At 71.2% G+C, this 16,362-nt stretch carries 15 protein-coding genes and 1 tRNA gene; 12 read left to right on the top strand and 4 right to left on the bottom strand.

All coding sequences use genetic code 11. The features are described from left to right. Window positions 1-32: 32 nt before the first annotated feature. The 7 genes from galU to AB0I66_RS33535 all read left to right on the top strand — a co-directional run bounded on the left by galU (window position 33) and on the right by AB0I66_RS33535 (window position 5,534). On the top strand, window positions 33-938 hold the full coding sequence (gene galU / locus AB0I66_RS33565; protein ID WP_363211763.1) for a UTP--glucose-1-phosphate uridylyltransferase GalU: 906 nt from the start codon (window positions 33-35) through the stop codon (window positions 936-938). A 4-nt stretch (window positions 939-942) separates the two neighbouring features. After that, the gene (glp, locus tag AB0I66_RS33560) at window positions 943-2,274 is read left to right on the top strand and encodes a gephyrin-like molybdotransferase Glp (RefSeq protein WP_363211761.1); all 1,332 of its coding nucleotides are present in this window, start codon (window positions 943-945) and stop codon (window positions 2,272-2,274) included. A gap of 87 nt (window positions 2,275-2,361) precedes the next feature. Continuing rightward, window positions 2,362-2,853: a cyclic pyranopterin monophosphate synthase MoaC gene (gene moaC, locus AB0I66_RS33555; protein WP_363211760.1), complete on the top strand. Its 492-nt coding sequence runs from the start codon at window positions 2,362-2,364 to the stop codon at window positions 2,851-2,853. Next, window positions 2,850-3,350 (top strand): MogA/MoaB family molybdenum cofactor biosynthesis protein, encoded by a 501-nt coding sequence (locus AB0I66_RS33550; protein ID WP_363211759.1) that lies wholly within the window; start codon window positions 2,850-2,852, stop codon window positions 3,348-3,350. The genes moaC and AB0I66_RS33550 overlap by 4 nt, the downstream gene beginning before the upstream one ends. Beyond that, complete coding sequence (locus AB0I66_RS33545) at window positions 3,347-3,970, top strand: GNAT family protein (RefSeq protein WP_272902883.1); 624 nt, start codon at window positions 3,347-3,349, stop codon at window positions 3,968-3,970. The genes AB0I66_RS33550 and AB0I66_RS33545 overlap by 4 nt, the downstream gene beginning before the upstream one ends. Window positions 3,971-4,167: 197 nt before the next feature. Continuing rightward, a complete protein-coding gene (gene glpR / locus AB0I66_RS33540; protein WP_363211758.1) occupies window positions 4,168-5,382 on the top strand; it encodes a gephyrin-like molybdotransferase receptor GlpR in 1,215 nt (404 codons plus the stop codon). A 78-nt stretch (window positions 5,383-5,460) separates the two neighbouring features. Beyond that, window positions 5,461-5,534 (top strand) — tRNA-Ala (locus AB0I66_RS33535). Window positions 5,535-5,602: 68 nt separating this feature from the next. On the opposite strand, the gene AB0I66_RS33530 is transcribed toward AB0I66_RS33535, so the two are convergent. After that, window positions 5,603-6,115 (bottom strand): GNAT family N-acetyltransferase, encoded by a 513-nt coding sequence (locus AB0I66_RS33530; protein ID WP_363211757.1) that lies wholly within the window; start codon window positions 6,113-6,115, stop codon window positions 5,603-5,605. A gap of 106 nt (window positions 6,116-6,221) precedes the next feature. Here AB0I66_RS33530 and AB0I66_RS33525 point away from each other — a divergent pair, with 106 nt between their 5' ends. Both AB0I66_RS33525 and AB0I66_RS33520 read left to right on the top strand, forming a co-directional pair. Further along, window positions 6,222-7,022, top strand: a complete 801-nt coding sequence (locus AB0I66_RS33525) for an exodeoxyribonuclease III (RefSeq protein ID WP_363211756.1) — start codon at window positions 6,222-6,224, stop codon at window positions 7,020-7,022. An 85-nt stretch (window positions 7,023-7,107) separates the two neighbouring features. Then, on the top strand, window positions 7,108-8,157 hold the full coding sequence (locus tag AB0I66_RS33520) for a DUF6528 family protein (protein ID WP_363211755.1): 1,050 nt from the start codon (window positions 7,108-7,110) through the stop codon (window positions 8,155-8,157). A gap of 123 nt (window positions 8,158-8,280) precedes the next feature. Here the strand turns inward: AB0I66_RS33520 and AB0I66_RS33515 are convergent, their stop codons facing one another. Next, on the bottom strand, window positions 8,281-8,925 hold the full coding sequence (locus AB0I66_RS33515) for a MerR family transcriptional regulator (RefSeq protein ID WP_363211976.1): 645 nt from the start codon (window positions 8,923-8,925) through the stop codon (window positions 8,281-8,283). A 199-nt stretch (window positions 8,926-9,124) separates the two neighbouring features. Between AB0I66_RS33515 and AB0I66_RS33510 the strand changes: the two genes are divergently transcribed. Genes AB0I66_RS33510 through AB0I66_RS33500 form a run of 3 tightly spaced genes read left to right on the top strand, consistent with a single transcriptional unit; the run spans window position 9,125 to window position 12,515 of the window. After that, complete coding sequence (locus tag AB0I66_RS33510) at window positions 9,125-10,684, top strand: NAD(P)/FAD-dependent oxidoreductase (RefSeq protein WP_363211754.1); 1,560 nt, start codon at window positions 9,125-9,127, stop codon at window positions 10,682-10,684. Beyond that, window positions 10,681-11,640, top strand: a complete 960-nt coding sequence (locus AB0I66_RS33505; RefSeq protein WP_363211753.1) for an alpha/beta hydrolase — start codon at window positions 10,681-10,683, stop codon at window positions 11,638-11,640. The genes AB0I66_RS33510 and AB0I66_RS33505 overlap by 4 nt, the downstream gene beginning before the upstream one ends. After that, window positions 11,637-12,515 carry an SDR family oxidoreductase gene (locus AB0I66_RS33500; RefSeq protein WP_363211752.1) on the top strand — a complete coding sequence of 293 codons (879 nt, stop codon included), beginning with the start codon at window positions 11,637-11,639 and terminating at the stop codon, window positions 12,513-12,515. Before AB0I66_RS33505 ends, AB0I66_RS33500 begins: the two co-directional genes overlap by 4 nt. A 94-nt stretch (window positions 12,516-12,609) precedes the next feature. On the opposite strand, the gene AB0I66_RS33495 is transcribed toward AB0I66_RS33500, so the two are convergent. Together AB0I66_RS33495 and AB0I66_RS33490 are read right to left on the bottom strand one after the other, a co-directional pair. Then, window positions 12,610-12,804, bottom strand: coding sequence for a hypothetical protein (locus AB0I66_RS33495; RefSeq protein ID WP_363211751.1), 195 nt, complete (start codon window positions 12,802-12,804; stop codon window positions 12,610-12,612). 125 nt (window positions 12,805-12,929) lie between these two features. Continuing rightward, on the bottom strand, window positions 12,930-16,253 hold the full coding sequence (locus AB0I66_RS33490; RefSeq protein WP_363211750.1) for a S41 family peptidase: 3,324 nt from the start codon (window positions 16,251-16,253) through the stop codon (window positions 12,930-12,932). Window positions 16,254-16,362: the final 109 nt, after the last annotated feature.

Genomic DNA, 16,362 nt, shown 5'->3' with positions numbered 1-16,362 from the left:
TCCGCACATACTCACCGGTTATGGTTACGGACATGACTGAGTCTCACCCCCCGCGGATCAGCAAGGCTGTCATTCCCGCAGCAGGTCTCGGAACCCGGTTCCTGCCGGCGACCAAGGCCACTCCCAAGGAGATGCTGCCGGTAGTCGACAAGCCGGCGATCCAGTACGTGGTCGAGGAGGCCGCCTCCGCCGGCCTCGACGACGTCCTCATGATCACGGGCCGCAACAAGCGCCCTCTCGAGGACCACTTCGACCGCAACTACGAGCTGGAGTCGGCCCTCCTGAAGAAGGGCGACGAGGCGAGGCTGGCGAAGGTCCAGGAGTCCAGCGACCTCGCCACGATGCACTACGTACGCCAGGGCGACCCCAAGGGACTCGGTCACGCCGTCCTGTGCGCCGCCCCGCACGTGGGCAACGAACCCTTCGCGGTGCTCCTCGGCGACGACCTGATCGACCCGCGCGACCCGCTCCTGGCCCGCATGGTCGAGGTCCAGGAGCGGCACGGCGGCAGCGTCGTGGCCCTCATGGAGGTGGCCCCGGAGCAGATCCACCTCTACGGCTGCGCGGCCGTGGACGCCACGGACGAGGGCGACGTCGTGAAGGTGACGGGCCTCGTCGAGAAGCCCGACCCGGCGGACGCCCCCAGCAACTACGCCATCATCGGCCGCTATGTCCTCGACCCCCATGTCTTCGACATACTGCGCAAGACCGAGCCGGGCCGCGGCGGCGAGATCCAGCTCACCGACGCCCTTCAGCAGCTCGCCGCGGACGAGAAGGTCGGCGGGCCCGTGCACGGCGTCGTCTTCAAGGGCCGCCGCTATGACACCGGCGACCGGGGCGACTATCTGCGTGCCATTGTCAGACTCGCGTGCGAACGTGAAGACCTGGGCCCGGACTTCCAGGCCTGGCTTCGCAGTTACGTGTCCGAGGAGATGTAGCACTTTGAGCAGCAGCGCGACGACCGAAGTCACCGGCCAGGAACACGTCTGGTCGGTGAGCGAGCACCTGGACGACATCCTCGGATCCGTCCGGCCCCTGGAGCCCATCGAGCTCCAACTCCTCGACGCCCAGGGCTGCGTCCTCGTCGAGGACGTCACGGTGCCCGTCTCGCTGCCGCCCTTCGACAACAGCTCCATGGACGGTTACGCGGTCCGGGTCGCCGACATCGCGGGCGCGAGCGAGGAGTTCCCCGCCGTCCTGACGGTCATCGGTGACGTGGCCGCGGGCCAGGTCGAGCAGCCGGAGGTCGGCGCGGGCCAGGCCGCCCGCATCATGACCGGCGCCCCGCTGCCGCCCGGCGCCGAGGCCGTCGTCCCCGTGGAGTGGACCGACGGAGGCCTCGGCGAAGGCCCCGTCTCCGGCATGCGCGCGCACAGCGGCGCCCCCGAAGGAGCCTCCGGCGAGGTCCGCGTGCACCGTTCCGCGGAGGCACGCGCGCACGTGCGGGCGCAGGGCAGCGACGTCCGCGCCGGCGACCGCGCGCTGACCGCGGGCACGGTCCTCGGCGCCCCGCAGATCGCCCTGCTCGCCGCGATCGGCCGGGGCACGGTGAAGGTGCGCCCGCGCCCCCGCGTGGTCGTCATGTCCACCGGCAGTGAACTGATCCAGCCCGGCGAGGAGTTGGCCAAGGGCCAGATCTACGACTCCAACAGCTTCGCCCTGACCGCCGCGGCCCGGGACGCCGGCGCGATCGCCTACCGCGTGGGCGCGGTCGCCGACGACGCCGAGACGCTGCGCTCCACCATCGAGGACCAGCTGATCCGCGCCGACCTCATCGTCACCACGGGCGGCGTCAGCGTCGGGGCGTACGACGTCGTGAAGGAAGCCCTCTCCTCCGTGGGGGACGAGGACGAGGACGGCAGCGGCATCGAGTTCCGCAAGCTCGCCATGCAGCCGGGCAAGCCGCAGGGCTTCGGCTCCATCGGCCCCGACCACACCCCGCTGCTCGCCCTGCCGGGCAACCCGGTGTCGTCGTACGTCTCCTTCGAGATCTTCGTGCGTCCCGCGGTGCGTGCCCTGATGGGCCTCCCGGACGTCCACCGGGCCACGGCGCGCGCGGAGCTCACCGCCGACAAGGCGCTGACCTCACCCGCGGGCAAGCGGCAGTTCCTGCGCGGGCAGTACGACGCCGAGGCGGGCGAGGTGCGCCCCGTGGGCGGCGCGGGCTCCCACCTCGTCGCGGCCCTCGCGCACGCGAACGCGCTGATCGTCGTCCCCGAGGACATCACTTCGGTGGAGCCGGGTACGGACGTCGAAGTGGTCCTGCTCGGCTGAAGGGCGTGTCCGCGCGGTACGGTGTCGCGCACATAGGCCCCCTTGCGCCGCACCGCCGGAGGGCCCGGACCGGGAGCGCGACAGCACATGAGTACCGAGCAGCGACTGACGCACATCGATGAAGCGGGCGCCGCCCGCATGGTCGACGTATCCGCGAAGGACGTGACGGCGCGCACCGCCCGGGCCAGTGGCCGCGTCCTGGTCTCGCCCCGCGTGATCGAGCTGCTGCGCGGCGAGGGCGTGCCCAAGGGCGACGCCCTGGCCACCGCGCGGATCGCGGGCATCATGGGCGCCAAGCGCACGCCCGACCTGATCCCGCTCTGCCATCCGCTGGCCGTCTCCGGGGTGAAGCTGGACCTCTCCGTGGCGGACGACGCCGTCGAGATCCTCGCCACGGTCAAGACGACGGACCGTACGGGCGTAGAGATGGAGGCGCTCACCGCGGTGACCGTCGCCGCCCTCACGGTGATCGACATGGTGAAGGCCGTCGACAAGGGCGCGGTCATCACGGACGTGCGCGTCGAGGAGAAGACCGGCGGCAAGTCCGGGGACTGGAGCCGCGAAGGAGCCGGGGCATGACCGCCTACCGCGCACTGGTCGTCACGGCCTCCAACCGCGCGGCCGCCGGGGTCTACGCCGACCGGGGCGGGCCGATCATCGCCGAGGCGCTGACCGCCCTCGGCTTCGAGGTCGAAGGACCGCAAGTCGTCCCGGACGGTGACCCGGTCGAGCAGGCCCTGCGCGCCGGATCCGAGGCCGGCTTCGACGTGATCCTCACCACAGGCGGCACCGGCATCTCGCCCACCGACCGCACCCCCGAGGCCACCCGCGCCGTCATCGACCACGAGGTGCCCGGCATCCCGGAGGCGATCCGCGCGTACGGCAGGGAGAAGATCCCCACGGCCGTGCTCTCCCGCGGTCTTGCCGGGGTCGCGGGCCGCACCCTCATCGTGAACCTGCCGGGCTCCACCGGCGGCGTACGGGACGGCATGGCGGTCCTGGAGCCCCTCCTCGCGCACGCCGTCGAGCAGCTCCGGGGCGGCGACCATCCCAGACCCCCGGGCGGTGCGAGCTGAACAGCCCCTCCTGGCCCGTCGAGCTGACGGACGGCGACGTCGCCCTCCGTCCGATAAAGATGCGCGACCAGCGGCCCTGGCGTGAGGTCAACCGGCGCAACCGGGACTGGCTGCGCCCCTGGGAGGCGACCATCCCGCCGCCCACGCCGAGTGGCCCGATCGTGCACCGCCCGACGTACCGTCAGATGGTCCGGCATCTGCGCGCCGAGGCGCACGCCGGGCGCATGCTGCCCTTCGTGATCGAGTACCAGGGGCGGCTCGTGGGGCAGTTGACGGTCGCCGGGATCACCTGGGGATCGATGTGCTCGGGCCATGTCGGCTACTGGGTCGACCAGTCGGTCGCGGGCCGCGGCGTGATGCCCACCGCCGTCGCCCTCGCGGTCGATCATTGCTTCCGGTCGGTCGGGCTGCACCGTATCGAGGTCTGTATTCGCCCCGAGAACGGGCCGAGTCGCAGGGTCGTGGAGAAACTCGGATTCCGCGAGGAGGGGCTTCGTCCGCGCTATCTCCACATCGACGGCGCCTGGCGTGACCATCTGGTCTTCGCGCTCACCGCGGAAGAGGTACCGGAAGGGTTGCTGCGGCGCTGGCACCAGGCACGACCTCGGAACACCGCGTAAATAGAATAAGTGTTTGAAATATATCCGTGATCGACCGTCTGGGGCCCGACTTGGTCCCTCTGAGGCATTAATTTCACGGTCCCGGTGGCCTGTTGATCGCATCAGTCACAAAAAAAGTTCGAGATATCAGCCAGATCGTGCGACACACCGGCTCAATTGGCAGATGGCCTCCCGCAAACCCCTCTACCGTGTGAGGCGTGAGCAGCAGCGGCCTCATCTACGCAGTCATCGTCGGGGCCTGGGCCGCCTACTTGGTGCCGATGTGGCTCCGTAGGCAGGACGAGCTCAATGAAGCCCGTCCGACGGAACGCTTCAGCACCGCCATCCGGCTCCTGTCCGGACGTGCGGGGATGGAGCGCCGGTACGCCAAGGACCTGCAAGCGCGCTCGCCTGAAGAGGAGGAGTCGCGCGACCCGGACAACGCCACCGGCGCGGTGGACGTCCGGGCCTTCGTCGCGCCCCCGCATCGGCAGGGCGCCCAGGAGGAACGGCCCGCGGCGAAGCCCCCGGCCAAGCCCTCCGTGAAGGCCCCGGTCCCGACACCGGCCCCGGTCCCGACCCCGGCCCCCACCCCGGCCCCGACGGGACCCCGGTCCCAGCAGTCGGCCGCCCGGCGGGCCGCGTCGGCGGAAGCCGCCGCGCGCGCCCGGCGCACGAAGGTGCTCGCGCGCCGAAGGCGTACGACGGTGATGCTGTTCATCGCCTTCACGGCCGGCACGGTCGTCGCCGCCGTCGGAGGGCTCGCGTTCCTCTGGGCGCCCGCGGCACCGGCCGCGCTCCTCAGCGCGTACATCGTGTACCTGCGCGGCCAGGAGCGGCGCCGCTACACCTACACCATGGACCGGCGCCGGGCCGAGGTCGCCGCCCAGCGGCTGCGCGAGCGCCAGCCGCGCAGGCGTGCGCCGGGCGGCGGCGCGGACGCGGTCGTCGACGAACCGGAGGAAGGACCCGGCCCCGAGACGGAGACCGGCCTCTCCGCCCTCGCCGCCGACCGCCGCGCCCTGGTCGAGCAGACCGACCACGCGGAGTGGGTGGACCAGCAGCGCGAGCGCCAGCGCCGCCCCGGCCACGGCGACAGCTGGGACCCGGTGCCGGTTCCCCTGCCGACGTACGTGACCGCGCCGGTCGCCCCGCGCGCCACCGGTGACGTGGACTTGGGCGCACCCGACGCCTGGAGCTCGGCACGGTCCAGCTCCGTGGAGCCGAGCGCGGACGAGGTGCGGGCCGAGGCCGCCGAGAGCGAGTACGCCGATCACGCCGGGCCCGCGGAAGGCGCCGACAGCGCGGACGGCGGCGGTGGCCGCAGCGACGCACGCCGGGCCGCGTCCGCGCGCAGGGCCCGCGAACGCGGACGCACGCCCCTCTTCGATCAGTACGACGACGGGGAGCGGCCGCGGGCCGCCAACGAGTGACGCCTGACCAGCGAGGGACCGGGCAGGAACGGATTTCCAAGCACCCGGATCGGGATGCTAGAGTTTCACTCGTTGCAAGGGCCTGTGGCGCAGTCTGGTAGCGCACCTCGTTCGCATCGAGGGGGTCTGGGGTTCAAATCCCCACAGGTCCACTGCACATGAGATCCCGTCCGGTTCTTCGAACCGGGCGGGATCTTTGCGTGCGCCCCGCGCGCGGCGCCTACAGAGGCTTCGCGAAGCAGCGGCTCAGGTCCTCGAAGCGGTAGTGGCCGAACTTCGAGGGGGCCGGGGTGTAGCCGGTCGACGTGTAGAGGGCTATGGCCTCCGGCTGCTTCGTGCCCGTCTCCAGGACCATGCGCGTACGGCCCGCCGCCCTCGCGTCGTTCTCCAGGGCCGCCAGGATGAGCCGGGCCAGGCCCAGGCCGCGGGCCTCCGGGGTGACGTACATGCGCTTGATCTCGGCGTCGCCGAGCTCGTAACCCTCGTCGTTCTCCTCGTGGCCGCGCCAGCCGCCGGTGGCCACCGGGGTGCCGCTCTCGTCGTACGCGAGGAGATACAGACCGCGCGGGACGGTGAACATGGCGGGGTCGAGGGGTGTGACGTCGCCCTCATCTCCGTACCGCTCCGCGTATTCGAGCTGGACGCGGTCGTTGAGCCTGACCGCGTCGGGGTGGTCGAAGGGGGTGGGGCGCAGCTCGACGGCGGCCCGCTGCGACGGTGACTGAATACTCATGCGAAACATCGTACTTCTATGCGGTGGTGTGTGGGAGTCGATTGACGTGTGCCGGTGTCCATCGAGGCGTGTGGGTGTCCATTCAGTGTGCCGGTATCGTGCCGGGATGCTCCAAGTGACCAGTGTGAACGTGAACGGGCTGCGCGCCGCCGCCAAGAAGGGCTTCGTCGAGTGGCTCGCCGAGACCTCCGCCGACGTGCTCTGCCTCCAGGAGGTGCGGGCCGAGCCGCAGCAGCTGCCGGCCGAGGTGCGGGATCCCGAGGGCTGGCACGTGGTCCACGCGCCGGCCGCCGCCAAGGGGCGTGCGGGTGTCTCCCTCTACACGCGCCGTGAGCCGGACCGCGTGCAGATCGGATTCGGGTCGCAGGAGTTCGACGACAGCGGGCGCTATGTCGAGGCAGATCTTCCGGGTGTGACCGTCGCGAGCCTCTATCTCCCCTCCGGTGAGGTCGGCACGGAGCGGCAGGACGAGAAGGTCCGCTTCATGGACGAGTTCCTCACGTACCTGAAGGGTCTCAAGGTGCGGGCTGCCGCCGAGGGGCGGCAGGTCGTGGTCTGCGGTGACTGGAACATCGCGCATCAGGAGGCCGACCTCAAGAACTGGAAGGGCAACAAGAAGAACTCGGGCTTCCTGCCCGAGGAGCGTGCCTGGCTGAGCGAGGTCTTCGAGGGGGACGCCGGGTACGTCGACGTCGTGCGGGCGCTGCATCCCGACGTCGAGGGCCCGTACTCCTGGTGGTCCTACCGGGGGCGCGCCTTCGACAACGACACGGGCTGGCGGATCGACTACCACGTGGCGACGCCGGGCCTCGCGGAGCGCGCGGTCAAGGGGTTCGTGGAGCGGGCGGCCACGCACGAGCAGCGGTGGTCGGACCATGCGCCCGTCACGGTGGTCTACGACATGTGATGCCGCGCGGCGCCATGGCATGTTGCGAGCGCGTACCTGACAATGTCTCAACTGTCAGCCGTGTGGGGGTAACTTCATGTCCGGTATGTCGAGACCGTCTCGTCGGGGTGTGCTGCTCGGGGCTCTGGGAGCGGGGATCGGGGCGGGGCTGCCGATGGTGGCCGCGTCGCCCGCCGCGGCCGGTGGTGGCGGAGACGCCGGAGGTGTCGGAGGGATTCCCCGGCGGACGCCGCCGGTGCTCCTCACCGAGCAGGCGACCCAGCAGATCCTCGTGCTCGATCCGCGCCGCAGGGTCTGGGACCCGGAGGAGAATCCTTCCGTCGTGCGGTGGGCGTTCTCGCCGCGGGAGCGCGAGGGGTACGAGGATCTGCGGCCCGACGACAGCTTCGTGTATCCGAGCGAGTCGAAGGTGCGCAGGCACAAGAAGCGTACGTACGTCCTGACCACCGCGTCCTTCGGCTTCGTCGCCGTCGTCGACTACCCCTCCGGCAAGCGGTACTGGGGCGCGGCGATCGGGCCGGGCGACGACCTCTTCAATCCGCACAGCGCGGAGATCCTGCCGGACGGCAATGTCGCGGTGGCGTGCAGCACGGGTGCGCTGGTCCGGCTGTACGCGGCGTCGCAGGGGCCGCGTGCCTCGCGGTTCGCCGAGGCGGAGCTGAAGGGTGCGCACGGGCTGCACTGGGACGGTGCGCGCGAGGTGCTGTGGGCCATCGGGGACGACGAGCTGGTCACGTACGACGTGGGCGGTACGCGGGCCAGGCCCACGTTGCGGCAGCGGTCCTCGGTCGGGCTGCCGGTCGGGACTCCGGGCAAGACCCCCGGCGGACACGATCTCTTCCCCGTGGCCGGGCGTCCCGGGCGGCTGTGGGTGACGACGAACGCGGCCGTCTTCCAGTACGACATCGGTGACCGGGCCTTCGTGCAGGACTTCGCCGGGGCCGAGGAGATCTCCCGGAAGTCGGTGAAGGGTGTCGGCGACGATCCGCGGACGGGGCAGGTCATCTCCACCGTGCCGGAGGGTGGGCTTGAGGAGACCTGGTGGACGACCAAGGTGAGCGTGCATCGCCCTGCCGGTGAGTACAAGCTGGTCAACGGCGGGATTTACAAGGCTCGGTGGTTCCTGCCGCGGTAGGGCGGACGGGGCGTGGGGGCTGAGGTCGTGCCTCCGGCGGTTCTTTCCCCGATCCCGCCCCTTCCCGAAACCAGGGGGCGGAGCCCCCTGGTTTCGGGAAGATGGCCTCAAACGCCGGCCGGGCTACATGCTTTCCGGCTTCTCCGACGCCAGGCGGCGGTCCAGCGCCATCGACAGTTCCGCCTCCACCACGCTCTTCGCCAGCGGGCGCAGGCGCTCGATGCTGACGTTGCCCGCCTCGGGCGGCGTGTGCGCGCGGATGATCGTGATGAACAACTCGGCCAGCGCGTCCGCGTGTTCGCGTACGCGCTGGCCCGCCTCCAGGACCGCGGCCAGCGGGATGCCCTCGCGGACCAGGGTCGACGAGACGTCCAGGAGGCGGCGGCTCACGTGGACGATCTCCTCGCCGTCCGTGCCGAGATAGCCGAGGTCGAGGGCCGCGGCGAGGTTCTCGGGGGTGACCTCGCCCGCGAAGTGGTCGGCCAGTTCCTCGGGGGTGAGGCGGACCGGGGTCTCCTCGGTGGACTCGCCGATGCCGAGGAGCTCGCCGACGTCCCGGCCGTTCTCGAAGGCCTCCGCGAGCTCCGCGATGCCGCTCAGAGTGTGGCCGCGCTCCAGGAGTGCGGCGATCGTGCGGAGTCTGGCCAGGTGATGGTCGTCGTACCAGGCGATGCGGCCCTCGCGGCGGGGCGGTGGGATGAGGCCGCGCTCCCGGTAGAAGCGCACGGTGCGCACCGTGATGCCGGCCGCCTTGGCCAGCTCCTCCATGCGGTACTCGCGTGTCTCTGCCACGGCAGCAGCCTATGTGGTGCCGGATCGCGCGGGCTTTCGGTCGAGATCTACCGGCGGTAACACTGAGGGCAACTCAAGTCGCCAGACCCCTACCCATCAGTAGGCAGGTGTTCTACGCTCCCAATTGCGCCAGTGGTCACTGGCAGAGTCGTGAAGCAGTTCGGGAGGCGGCGGCATGGCCGAGGACGAGCGCCAGCAGGAGCGCGAACGCGAACACGTGCGGGTGGCGGTGATCGGGACCGGATTCGGCGGGCTCGGTGCCGCGGTCCGGCTGCGCCGCGAGGGCATCACCGACTTCGTGGTCCTGGAGCGGGCCGACTCCGTCGGCGGCACCTGGCGGGACAACAGCTATCCGGGCTGCGCGTGCGACGTGCCCTCGCACCTGTACTCGTTCTCCTTCGCGCCCAACCCCGACTGGCCGCGCACCTTCTCCGGCCAGGAGAAGATCCAGGAGTACCTGGAGCAGGTCGCCGACACCTTCCGGCTGCGCCCGCACATCCGCCTCAGTACCGAGGTCACGCAATTGCGCTGGAACGCCGAGCAGTTGTGGTGGGAGGTCGAGACGAGCAACGGCACGCTCACCGCTGACGTCGTCGTCTCCGCCACCGGGCCGCTCTCCGACCCCAAGCTCCCGGACATCCCCGGCCTCGACACCTTCGAGGGCAAGGTCTTCCACTCCGCGCGCTGGGACCACGACTACGACCTGCGCGGCAAGCGCGTCGCGATGATCGGCACCGGCGCGTCCGCCATCCAGATCGTGCCGGCGATCCAGCGCGAGGTCGGCAGGCTGACCCTCTTCCAGCGCACCCCGCCCTGGGTGATGCCGCGCATGGACCGCGCCATCAGCAAGGCCGAGCGCTGGGTGCACCGCCAGTTGCCGTTCACCACGCAGGCCCGGCGCGGAATCCTGTGGGGCATACGGGAGTTGCAGGTCCAGGCGTTCACCAAGCGGCCGAACGAGCTCGGTGCGGTCGAGCAGCTGGCCAAGCGGAACATCGCCCGTGCCATCAAGGACCGGGACCTGCGGGCCAAGCTGACGCCGTCGTACCGCATCGGCTGCAAGCGCATCCTGCTGTCCAACACCTACTACCCGGCGCTCGCGCAGCCCAATGTCGACGTCGTCGCCAGCGGGCTCAGCGAAGTGCGCGGGAACACCGTCGTCGCCGCGGACGGCACCGAGACCGAGGTCGACGCGATCATCTTCGGCACCGGATTCCACGTCACGGACATGCCGATCGCCGACCGTGTGGTGGGCGCCGACGGCGGGACGATGATGGAGTCCTGGAAGGACGGCATGAAGTCCCTGCGCGGCGCGACCGCCGCGGGCTTCCCGAACTTCATGACGGTCATCGGCCCGAACACCGGCCTCGGCAACTCCTCGATGATCCTGATGATCGAGTCCCAGCTGAACTATCTCGCCGATTACATGCGGCAACTGGACGTGCTCGGCGGCCGGGCCGCGCTCGCCGTGCGCACCAGCGCCGTGGACGCCTGGAACGACAAGGTGCAGGAGCGCATGAAGCGCACCGTGTGGAACACCGGCGGCTGCAACAGCTGGTACCTCGACGAGAACGGCGTGAACACGACGATCTGGCCGGGCACGACGAGCGAGTTCCGCGCCGCCACCCGGCGCGTCGATCTCGCCGAGTACGAGGTGGTGCGGCCGCCCAAGGTGAGCGCGGTGGCGGCGGCGCCGAAGTCAGGCAAGGCGAAGAAGGTCGAGGCAGGGGCATGAGCAGGCTGACGCATGTGACGAGCGGGCCGTTCGCGCCGCCTGCCGCCGCGCGGGAACTGACCGTCGTGTCGGCGGACGGCGCGCGGCTGCACGCCGAGGTGCACGGACCCGACGGCGCGCCCGCGGTGGTCCTCGCGCACGGGTGGACCTGTTCGACCGCCTTCTGGGCGGCGCAGATACGTGACCTCGCGGTCGATCACCGGGTGATCGCGTACGACCAGCGGGGGCACGGCCGCAGCGTCGCGCCGGACGGGGTGGAGGGGTACAGCACGAGCGCCCTCGCCGACGACCTCGAAGCCGTGCTCGCGGCGACGCTGGAGCCGGGGGAGCAGGCCGTGCTCGCCGGGCACTCCATGGGCGGCATGACGATCATGGCCGCGAGCACGCGTCCCGGGTTCCGGGAGCACGCGGCGGCGGTTCTGCTGTGCAGCACGGGAAGTGCGCGGCTCGTCGCCGAGTCGCTGGTGGTGCCGATGCGGGCCGGGCGGATACGCACCCGGCTCACGCGGTCGGTCCTCGGGGCGAAGGCGCCGCTGGGACCCGTGACGCCGATGGCCAGGCGCATCCTCAAGTACGCCACGATGGGCCCCGGTTCGGCGCCGGAGCGGGTCGACGTGTGCGCGCGGATCGTGCATGGCTGCCCGCGGGTGGTGCGCTACCGCTGGTCGCACGTGCTCGACGAGATCGCACTCGACGCGGGGGTACTGGAGTTGCAGGTGCCGACCGCCGTCATCGCCGGTACGGCCGACCGGATGACGCCCGTCACGCACGCGCGGCGCCTGGCCGGGATGCTGCCGGACTCCCTCGGCCTCACCGAGCTGCCGGGGATCGGTCACATGACCCCGGTGGAGGCTCCGGAAGCGGTCACATCGGGGATCAGGGGCCTCGTGCGGAGGTACGTAAGGGGCGCCGGTCAGCAGGTTCAGGTTCAGGGGCTCGAAGGGAGCAGCGCATGAGCAAGGTCAGCCTTGAGGGTCAGGTCGCGGTCGTCACCGGGGCGGCGCGCGGCGTGGGGGAGCTGCTCGCGCGCAAGCTGTCCGCGCGGGGTGCGAAGATCGCGCTCGTCGGCCTGGAGCCGGACGAGCTGAAGCAGGTGGCGGGGCGGCTGCACACCGAGGCCGAGGCCTGGCACGCGGACGTCACGGACCATGACGCGATGGCCCGGGTCGCCCAGGAGGTCAAGGAGCGGTTCGGCAAGGTCGACATCGTCGTCGCCAACGCGGGTGTCGCCAACGGTGGTCCCTTCGTCGAGTCCGACCCCGTGGCGTGGCGCCGGGTGATCGAGGTCAACCTCATCGGCAGCGCGGTGACGGGGCGGGCGTTCCTGCCGGTCCTGATGGAGAGCCGCGGCTATCTCCTGCAGATCGCCTCGCTCGCGGCGATCACGCCGGCGCCGATGATGACGGCGTACTGCGCTTCGAAGTCGGGCGTCGAGGCGTACGCGCACTGTCTGCGGGCCGAGGTCGGCTACAAGGGCGTGAAGGTGGGCGTCGGTTACCTGTCCTGGACGGACACGGACATGGTGCGGGGCGCGGACGAGAACGACGTGATGCGGGAGCTGCGGCAGCGCCTGCCGTGGCCGTCCAACAAGACGTACCCGCTGGGTCCGGCCGTCGACCGGATCGTCGCCGGGATCGAGCGGCGGTCGAGCCATGTGTACGCGCAGTGGTGGCTGCGGGGGATGCAGGGCATCCGGGGTTACCTGCCGGCGCTCATCGGCACGGTCGGTCAGCGCGAGATGCGGCGCTTCGAGCCGCGGCTCTCGTCGGTGTCCACGGGCCTCGTGGGAGCGGGCGGTTCCGCCGACGAGCAGGCGCGTACCGGCGGGTAGTCGATGCCCCGGGGCAGTACCCCTGCGCAGCGATGAGGCCCTCCGGCGTCCCGGAGGGCCTCATCTCGTCAAGCTCGGTGCAGCACCAGGCGTGTCAGCGGTCGAACTTCTCCCGCTGCTCCTGCGCGGCGTCCTGGGCCTGGTCCCGGCCCTGCGAGGCGCGCTCACTCGCCTCGTCCCGGCCCTGCGAAGCCCGCTCGCTCGCCTCGTCCTTGCGGTCGCCCATCGCGCCCTTGGCCTTGTCGGCGAGGTCGTTGGCCTTGTCCTGGAACTGGTCCTTGATGCCCATGCTTGTTCACTCCTAGAGGGTGAGGTGGGAGGGGCCTCGACCAGACTTACATGGGGGGACTTACCTCGCATTTCGATCAATGACGGGCAGTGATCACGGGCTCGGAAGCCGCCCCCTCAGCCGCGTCAGCCGCGCGGCGGCAGCTTCGGACGCCGCCGGTCCGGTACGTCGTCGAGGCCCGGCGGCGTCACCGCGGGCTGCCGTTCCAGGAGGTCGAGAGCGACCTGCACGGCGTCGTCCAGCTGCGCGTGCCGCCCCTCCGCCCAGTCGAGCGGCGTACGGAGCACCTCCAGGTCGGGGGCCACGCCGTGGTTCTCCACGGACCAGCCGTACTCGTCGAACCACCCCGCGTTCATCGGCACCGTGATGACCGTCCCGTCACCGAGCACGTGCCGCCCGGTCATCCCCACCACACCGCCCCACGTGCGCTGGCCCACCACGGGCCCGAGGCCGAGCAGCTTGAAGGCCGCGGTGATCATGTCGCCGTCGGACGACGTCGCCTCGTCGGCCAGGGCCACGACGGGGCCGCGGGGGGCGTTCGACGCGTACGACACCGGCTGGGCGTTGCGTGTCAGGTCCCAGCCCAGGATCTTGCGCGTCAGCTTCTCCACCACCAGCTCGCTGATGTGCCCGCCCGCGTTGCCGCGCACGTCGACGAGCAGGGCCGGGCGGGAGACCTCCAGGCGCAGGTCCCGGTTGAACTGGGCCCATCCGGAGCCGCCCATGTCGGGGATGTGCAGATAGCCGCACCTGCCCCCGCTCAACTCCCGTACGACGTCACGCCGTTTGGCCACCCAGTCCTGGTAGCGCAGGGGGCGTTCGTTGATGAGGGGGACGATCGCCACCCTCCTGGACCTGCCCTCTCCCTCGGCCGGCCGGAACGTCAGCTCCACCGTCGTGCCGCCGGCGGCCGCGAGCAGCGGGAAGGGGCCCGTCACCGGGTCCACCGGGCGGCCGTCGATGTGCGTGAGGATCGCGCCCTCGCGGATGCCCGCGCCCGCGAGCGGGGAGCGCGCCTTGGAGTCGGACGAGTCGCCGGGCAGGATGCGCTTGATCATCCAACTGCCTTCGCGGCAGACCAGGTTGGCGCCGAGCAGGCCCATCGCCCGCTGGTAGTGCGGCGGGCCTTCGTTGCGGCGGGCGGCGGAGACGTACGCGTGCGAGGTGCCGAGCTCGCCGAGGACCTCGCGGAGCAGGTCCGCGAACTCGTCGGGGGACGCGACCCGTTCCACAAGGGGCCGGTACTGGTCCAGGATCGCGGGCCAGTCGATGCCGCACATGTGCGGCTCCCAGAAGTAGGCGCGGATGAGGCGGCCCGCCTCGTCGTAGGACTGGCGCCACTCGGCCGCCGGGTCGACCTCGTGCAGGATGCGGCGCAGGTCGATCCAGACGGTCGTGTCGCTGTCGCCGGTCTCCGTCGAGGGGACGGCGCGCAGCTCGCCCTCGTCGACCACCACGAGCCGCGAGCCGTCGCCGCTGAGCGCGAACCAGTCGAGGTGGTCGACCAGTTCGGACTTCTTGCCCTTGGTGATGTTGAAGTACTCCAGGGTGGGGCGCCCGGAGGTGTCCGACGGGTTGGCGAAGGTCTCGCCGAGCGCGCCCGAGATCGGCCAGCGCATCCAGACGAGGCCGCCGCCGCTGACGGGGGAGAGCGCCGAGTACTTCGACGCCGAGACGGGGAAGGGCGTGACCCTGCTCTCCAGGCCCTCCACCTCCACGATGGCGGAGCCGGCGGGCGAGAGCCCGTCGGCCGGGTCGAGGCCGCCCGCCGCCGGGCGGCCGTCGGGGGAGAGGGCGAAGGGCGAGGGGGTCGCCGACGACAGCGGGACCAGATAGGGGCGGCAGCCGAGGGGGAAGGACAGGTCGCCGGTGTGCACGTCGTAGACCGGGTCGAAGCCGCGCCAGGACAGGAAGGCCAGATAGCGGCCGTCGCTGGTGAAGACCGGGTTCTCGTCCTCGAAGCGGCCATTGGTGACGTCGACGATGATGCGGCAGCCGGGCCCCTCGATGCGGGCCATCTTGATCTGCCGCAGCGAGCGGCCGACGCCCGGATGCGACCAGGTCAGCCAGGCCCCGTCCGGGGAGAAGGCCAGGTCCCGCACCGGGCCGTTCTCGGAGCGGATCAGCTCCGTCACCTCGCCCTCGGGCGACTTGCCCTCGGAGTCCTCGTCCTCGGACGCCTCGCCCTCGGGTTTTTCGGAGGCGTCGATCAGGAGGAGCCGCCCGTCGTTCGACGCGATCGCGAGCCGTTCGCCCTCGGGGTCGGAGAGCAGTTCGAGGACCCGGCCGAGCTGCCCCTGCGCGAGCCTGCGCGGCGCGCGGTCGCCGCTGGCGCGCGGCAGATAGGCGATCTCGACGGCGTCCTCGCCCTCCGCGTCGGTGACGTAGGCGACCTGCCCGCCCTTGCCGAGCATCTCCGGGAGCCGAACGCGCACGCCCGGGGTGTCGGTGATGGTGCGGGCGGGCCCGTCCCGGTGCGTGAGCCAGTACAGGCTGCCGCGTACGACGACGGCGCTGGCCCGGCCCGTCGTGTCCACCGAGAGCGAGTCGACGTGCTGCGCGGCGGGCACCTGATAGATCCGCCGTCCGGCACGCGGTCCGCCCAGGCGTACGTCGAGCCTGCGCGGCACGGAGCCGGCGGACAGGTCGTCCACCAGCCAGACGTCGCCCGCGCACTGGTAGACGATGCGGGCACCGTCGCTGGAGGCGTGCCGGGCGTAGAACGCGTCGTGATCGGTGTGCCGGCGCAGGTCGGAGCTGTCCGGCAGGCAGGAGTAGAGGTTGCCGACGCCCTCGTGATCGGAGAGGAAGGCGATCCTGCCGTCCACGAACATCGGGGAGTCGAGGTGTCCGTCGAGGTCGGGCAGGAGCTGGTCGCCGTGCAGCCACAGGCGGCCGGTCGCCCCGCCCCGGTAGCGCTTCCAGGCGGCGGGCTCGTGCGGCGGCTTCCCGGTCAGGAGGAGGGTCTTGCGCTCGCCCTCGATGTCGTTGACCGCGATGTCGTACACCGGACCCCAGGGCAGCTTGCCGCCGGGTGATCCGTCGGTCGGCACGCTGTAGGCCCAGCAGAAGTACGAGAAGGGCTGATTGTGCGAGGAGACGGCGAGGATGTCGCCGTCGGGGGACCAGCCGCAGACCCGGGTGTCCGTGCTCCCCCAGTAGGTGAGGCGCCGGGCCGGGCCGCCGTCGACCGGGGCCAGATGGATCTCCGGGTCGAGACTGCGCCAGGTCGTGAACGCGATGTGGCGGCCGTCAGGCGAGAAGCGCGGATGGCTCACCTTGGTCCGGTCGACGGTCACCCGCCAGGCCCGGCCGGCGGGTGCGCCGTCCGGGCTCAGCGGCGCCACCCAGAGATCGTCCTCGGCCGCGAAACAGAGACGGTCGCCGCTGAGGTGCGGAAATCGCAGGTAGGCGTGGTCAGCATGGGCTTCATCGCGCGCGTCGGTCACTTCACCATGCTTTTCCGGGGCGCAGGGCGCGGCAACTCGTACATGGGGTGAAAGGGGTGTGCGACGCGGCGCGCACCGCGGTCAGGGCGGCGCGTGATGCAGCACACGT

Source organism: Streptomyces sp. NPDC050439, from assembly GCF_040655335.1.
Taxonomy (GTDB): Bacteria; Actinomycetota; Actinomycetes; order Streptomycetales; family Streptomycetaceae; genus Streptomyces.
Note: the sequence above shows the minus strand (reverse complement) of the source record. Positions and strands in the feature narration are given on the sequence as shown.

Excerpts from the sequence above, each read along its gene's own strand:
- galU (WP_363211763.1), top strand. The coding sequence starts at position 33 with ATGACTGAGTCTCACCCCCCGCGGATCAGCAAGGCTGTCATTCCCGCA.
- moaC (WP_363211760.1), top strand. The coding sequence starts at position 2,362 with ATGAGTACCGAGCAGCGACTGACGCACATCGATGAAGCGGGCGCCGCC.
- AB0I66_RS33550 (WP_363211759.1), top strand. The coding sequence starts at position 2,850 with ATGACCGCCTACCGCGCACTGGTCGTCACGGCCTCCAACCGCGCGGCC.
- AB0I66_RS33530 (WP_363211757.1), bottom strand. The coding sequence starts at position 6,115 with ATGAGTATTCAGTCACCGTCGCAGCGGGCCGCCGTCGAGCTGCGCCCC.
- AB0I66_RS33525 (WP_363211756.1), top strand. The coding sequence starts at position 6,222 with ATGCTCCAAGTGACCAGTGTGAACGTGAACGGGCTGCGCGCCGCCGCC.
- AB0I66_RS33520 (WP_363211755.1), top strand. The coding sequence starts at position 7,108 with ATGTCGAGACCGTCTCGTCGGGGTGTGCTGCTCGGGGCTCTGGGAGCG.
- AB0I66_RS33515 (WP_363211976.1), bottom strand. The coding sequence starts at position 8,925 with ATGGAGGAGCTGGCCAAGGCGGCCGGCATCACGGTGCGCACCGTGCGC.
- AB0I66_RS33510 (WP_363211754.1), top strand. The coding sequence starts at position 9,125 with ATGGCCGAGGACGAGCGCCAGCAGGAGCGCGAACGCGAACACGTGCGG.
- AB0I66_RS33505 (WP_363211753.1), top strand. The coding sequence starts at position 10,681 with ATGAGCAGGCTGACGCATGTGACGAGCGGGCCGTTCGCGCCGCCTGCC.
- AB0I66_RS33500 (WP_363211752.1), top strand. The coding sequence starts at position 11,637 with ATGAGCAAGGTCAGCCTTGAGGGTCAGGTCGCGGTCGTCACCGGGGCG.
- AB0I66_RS33495 (WP_363211751.1), bottom strand. The coding sequence starts at position 12,804 with ATGGGCATCAAGGACCAGTTCCAGGACAAGGCCAACGACCTCGCCGAC.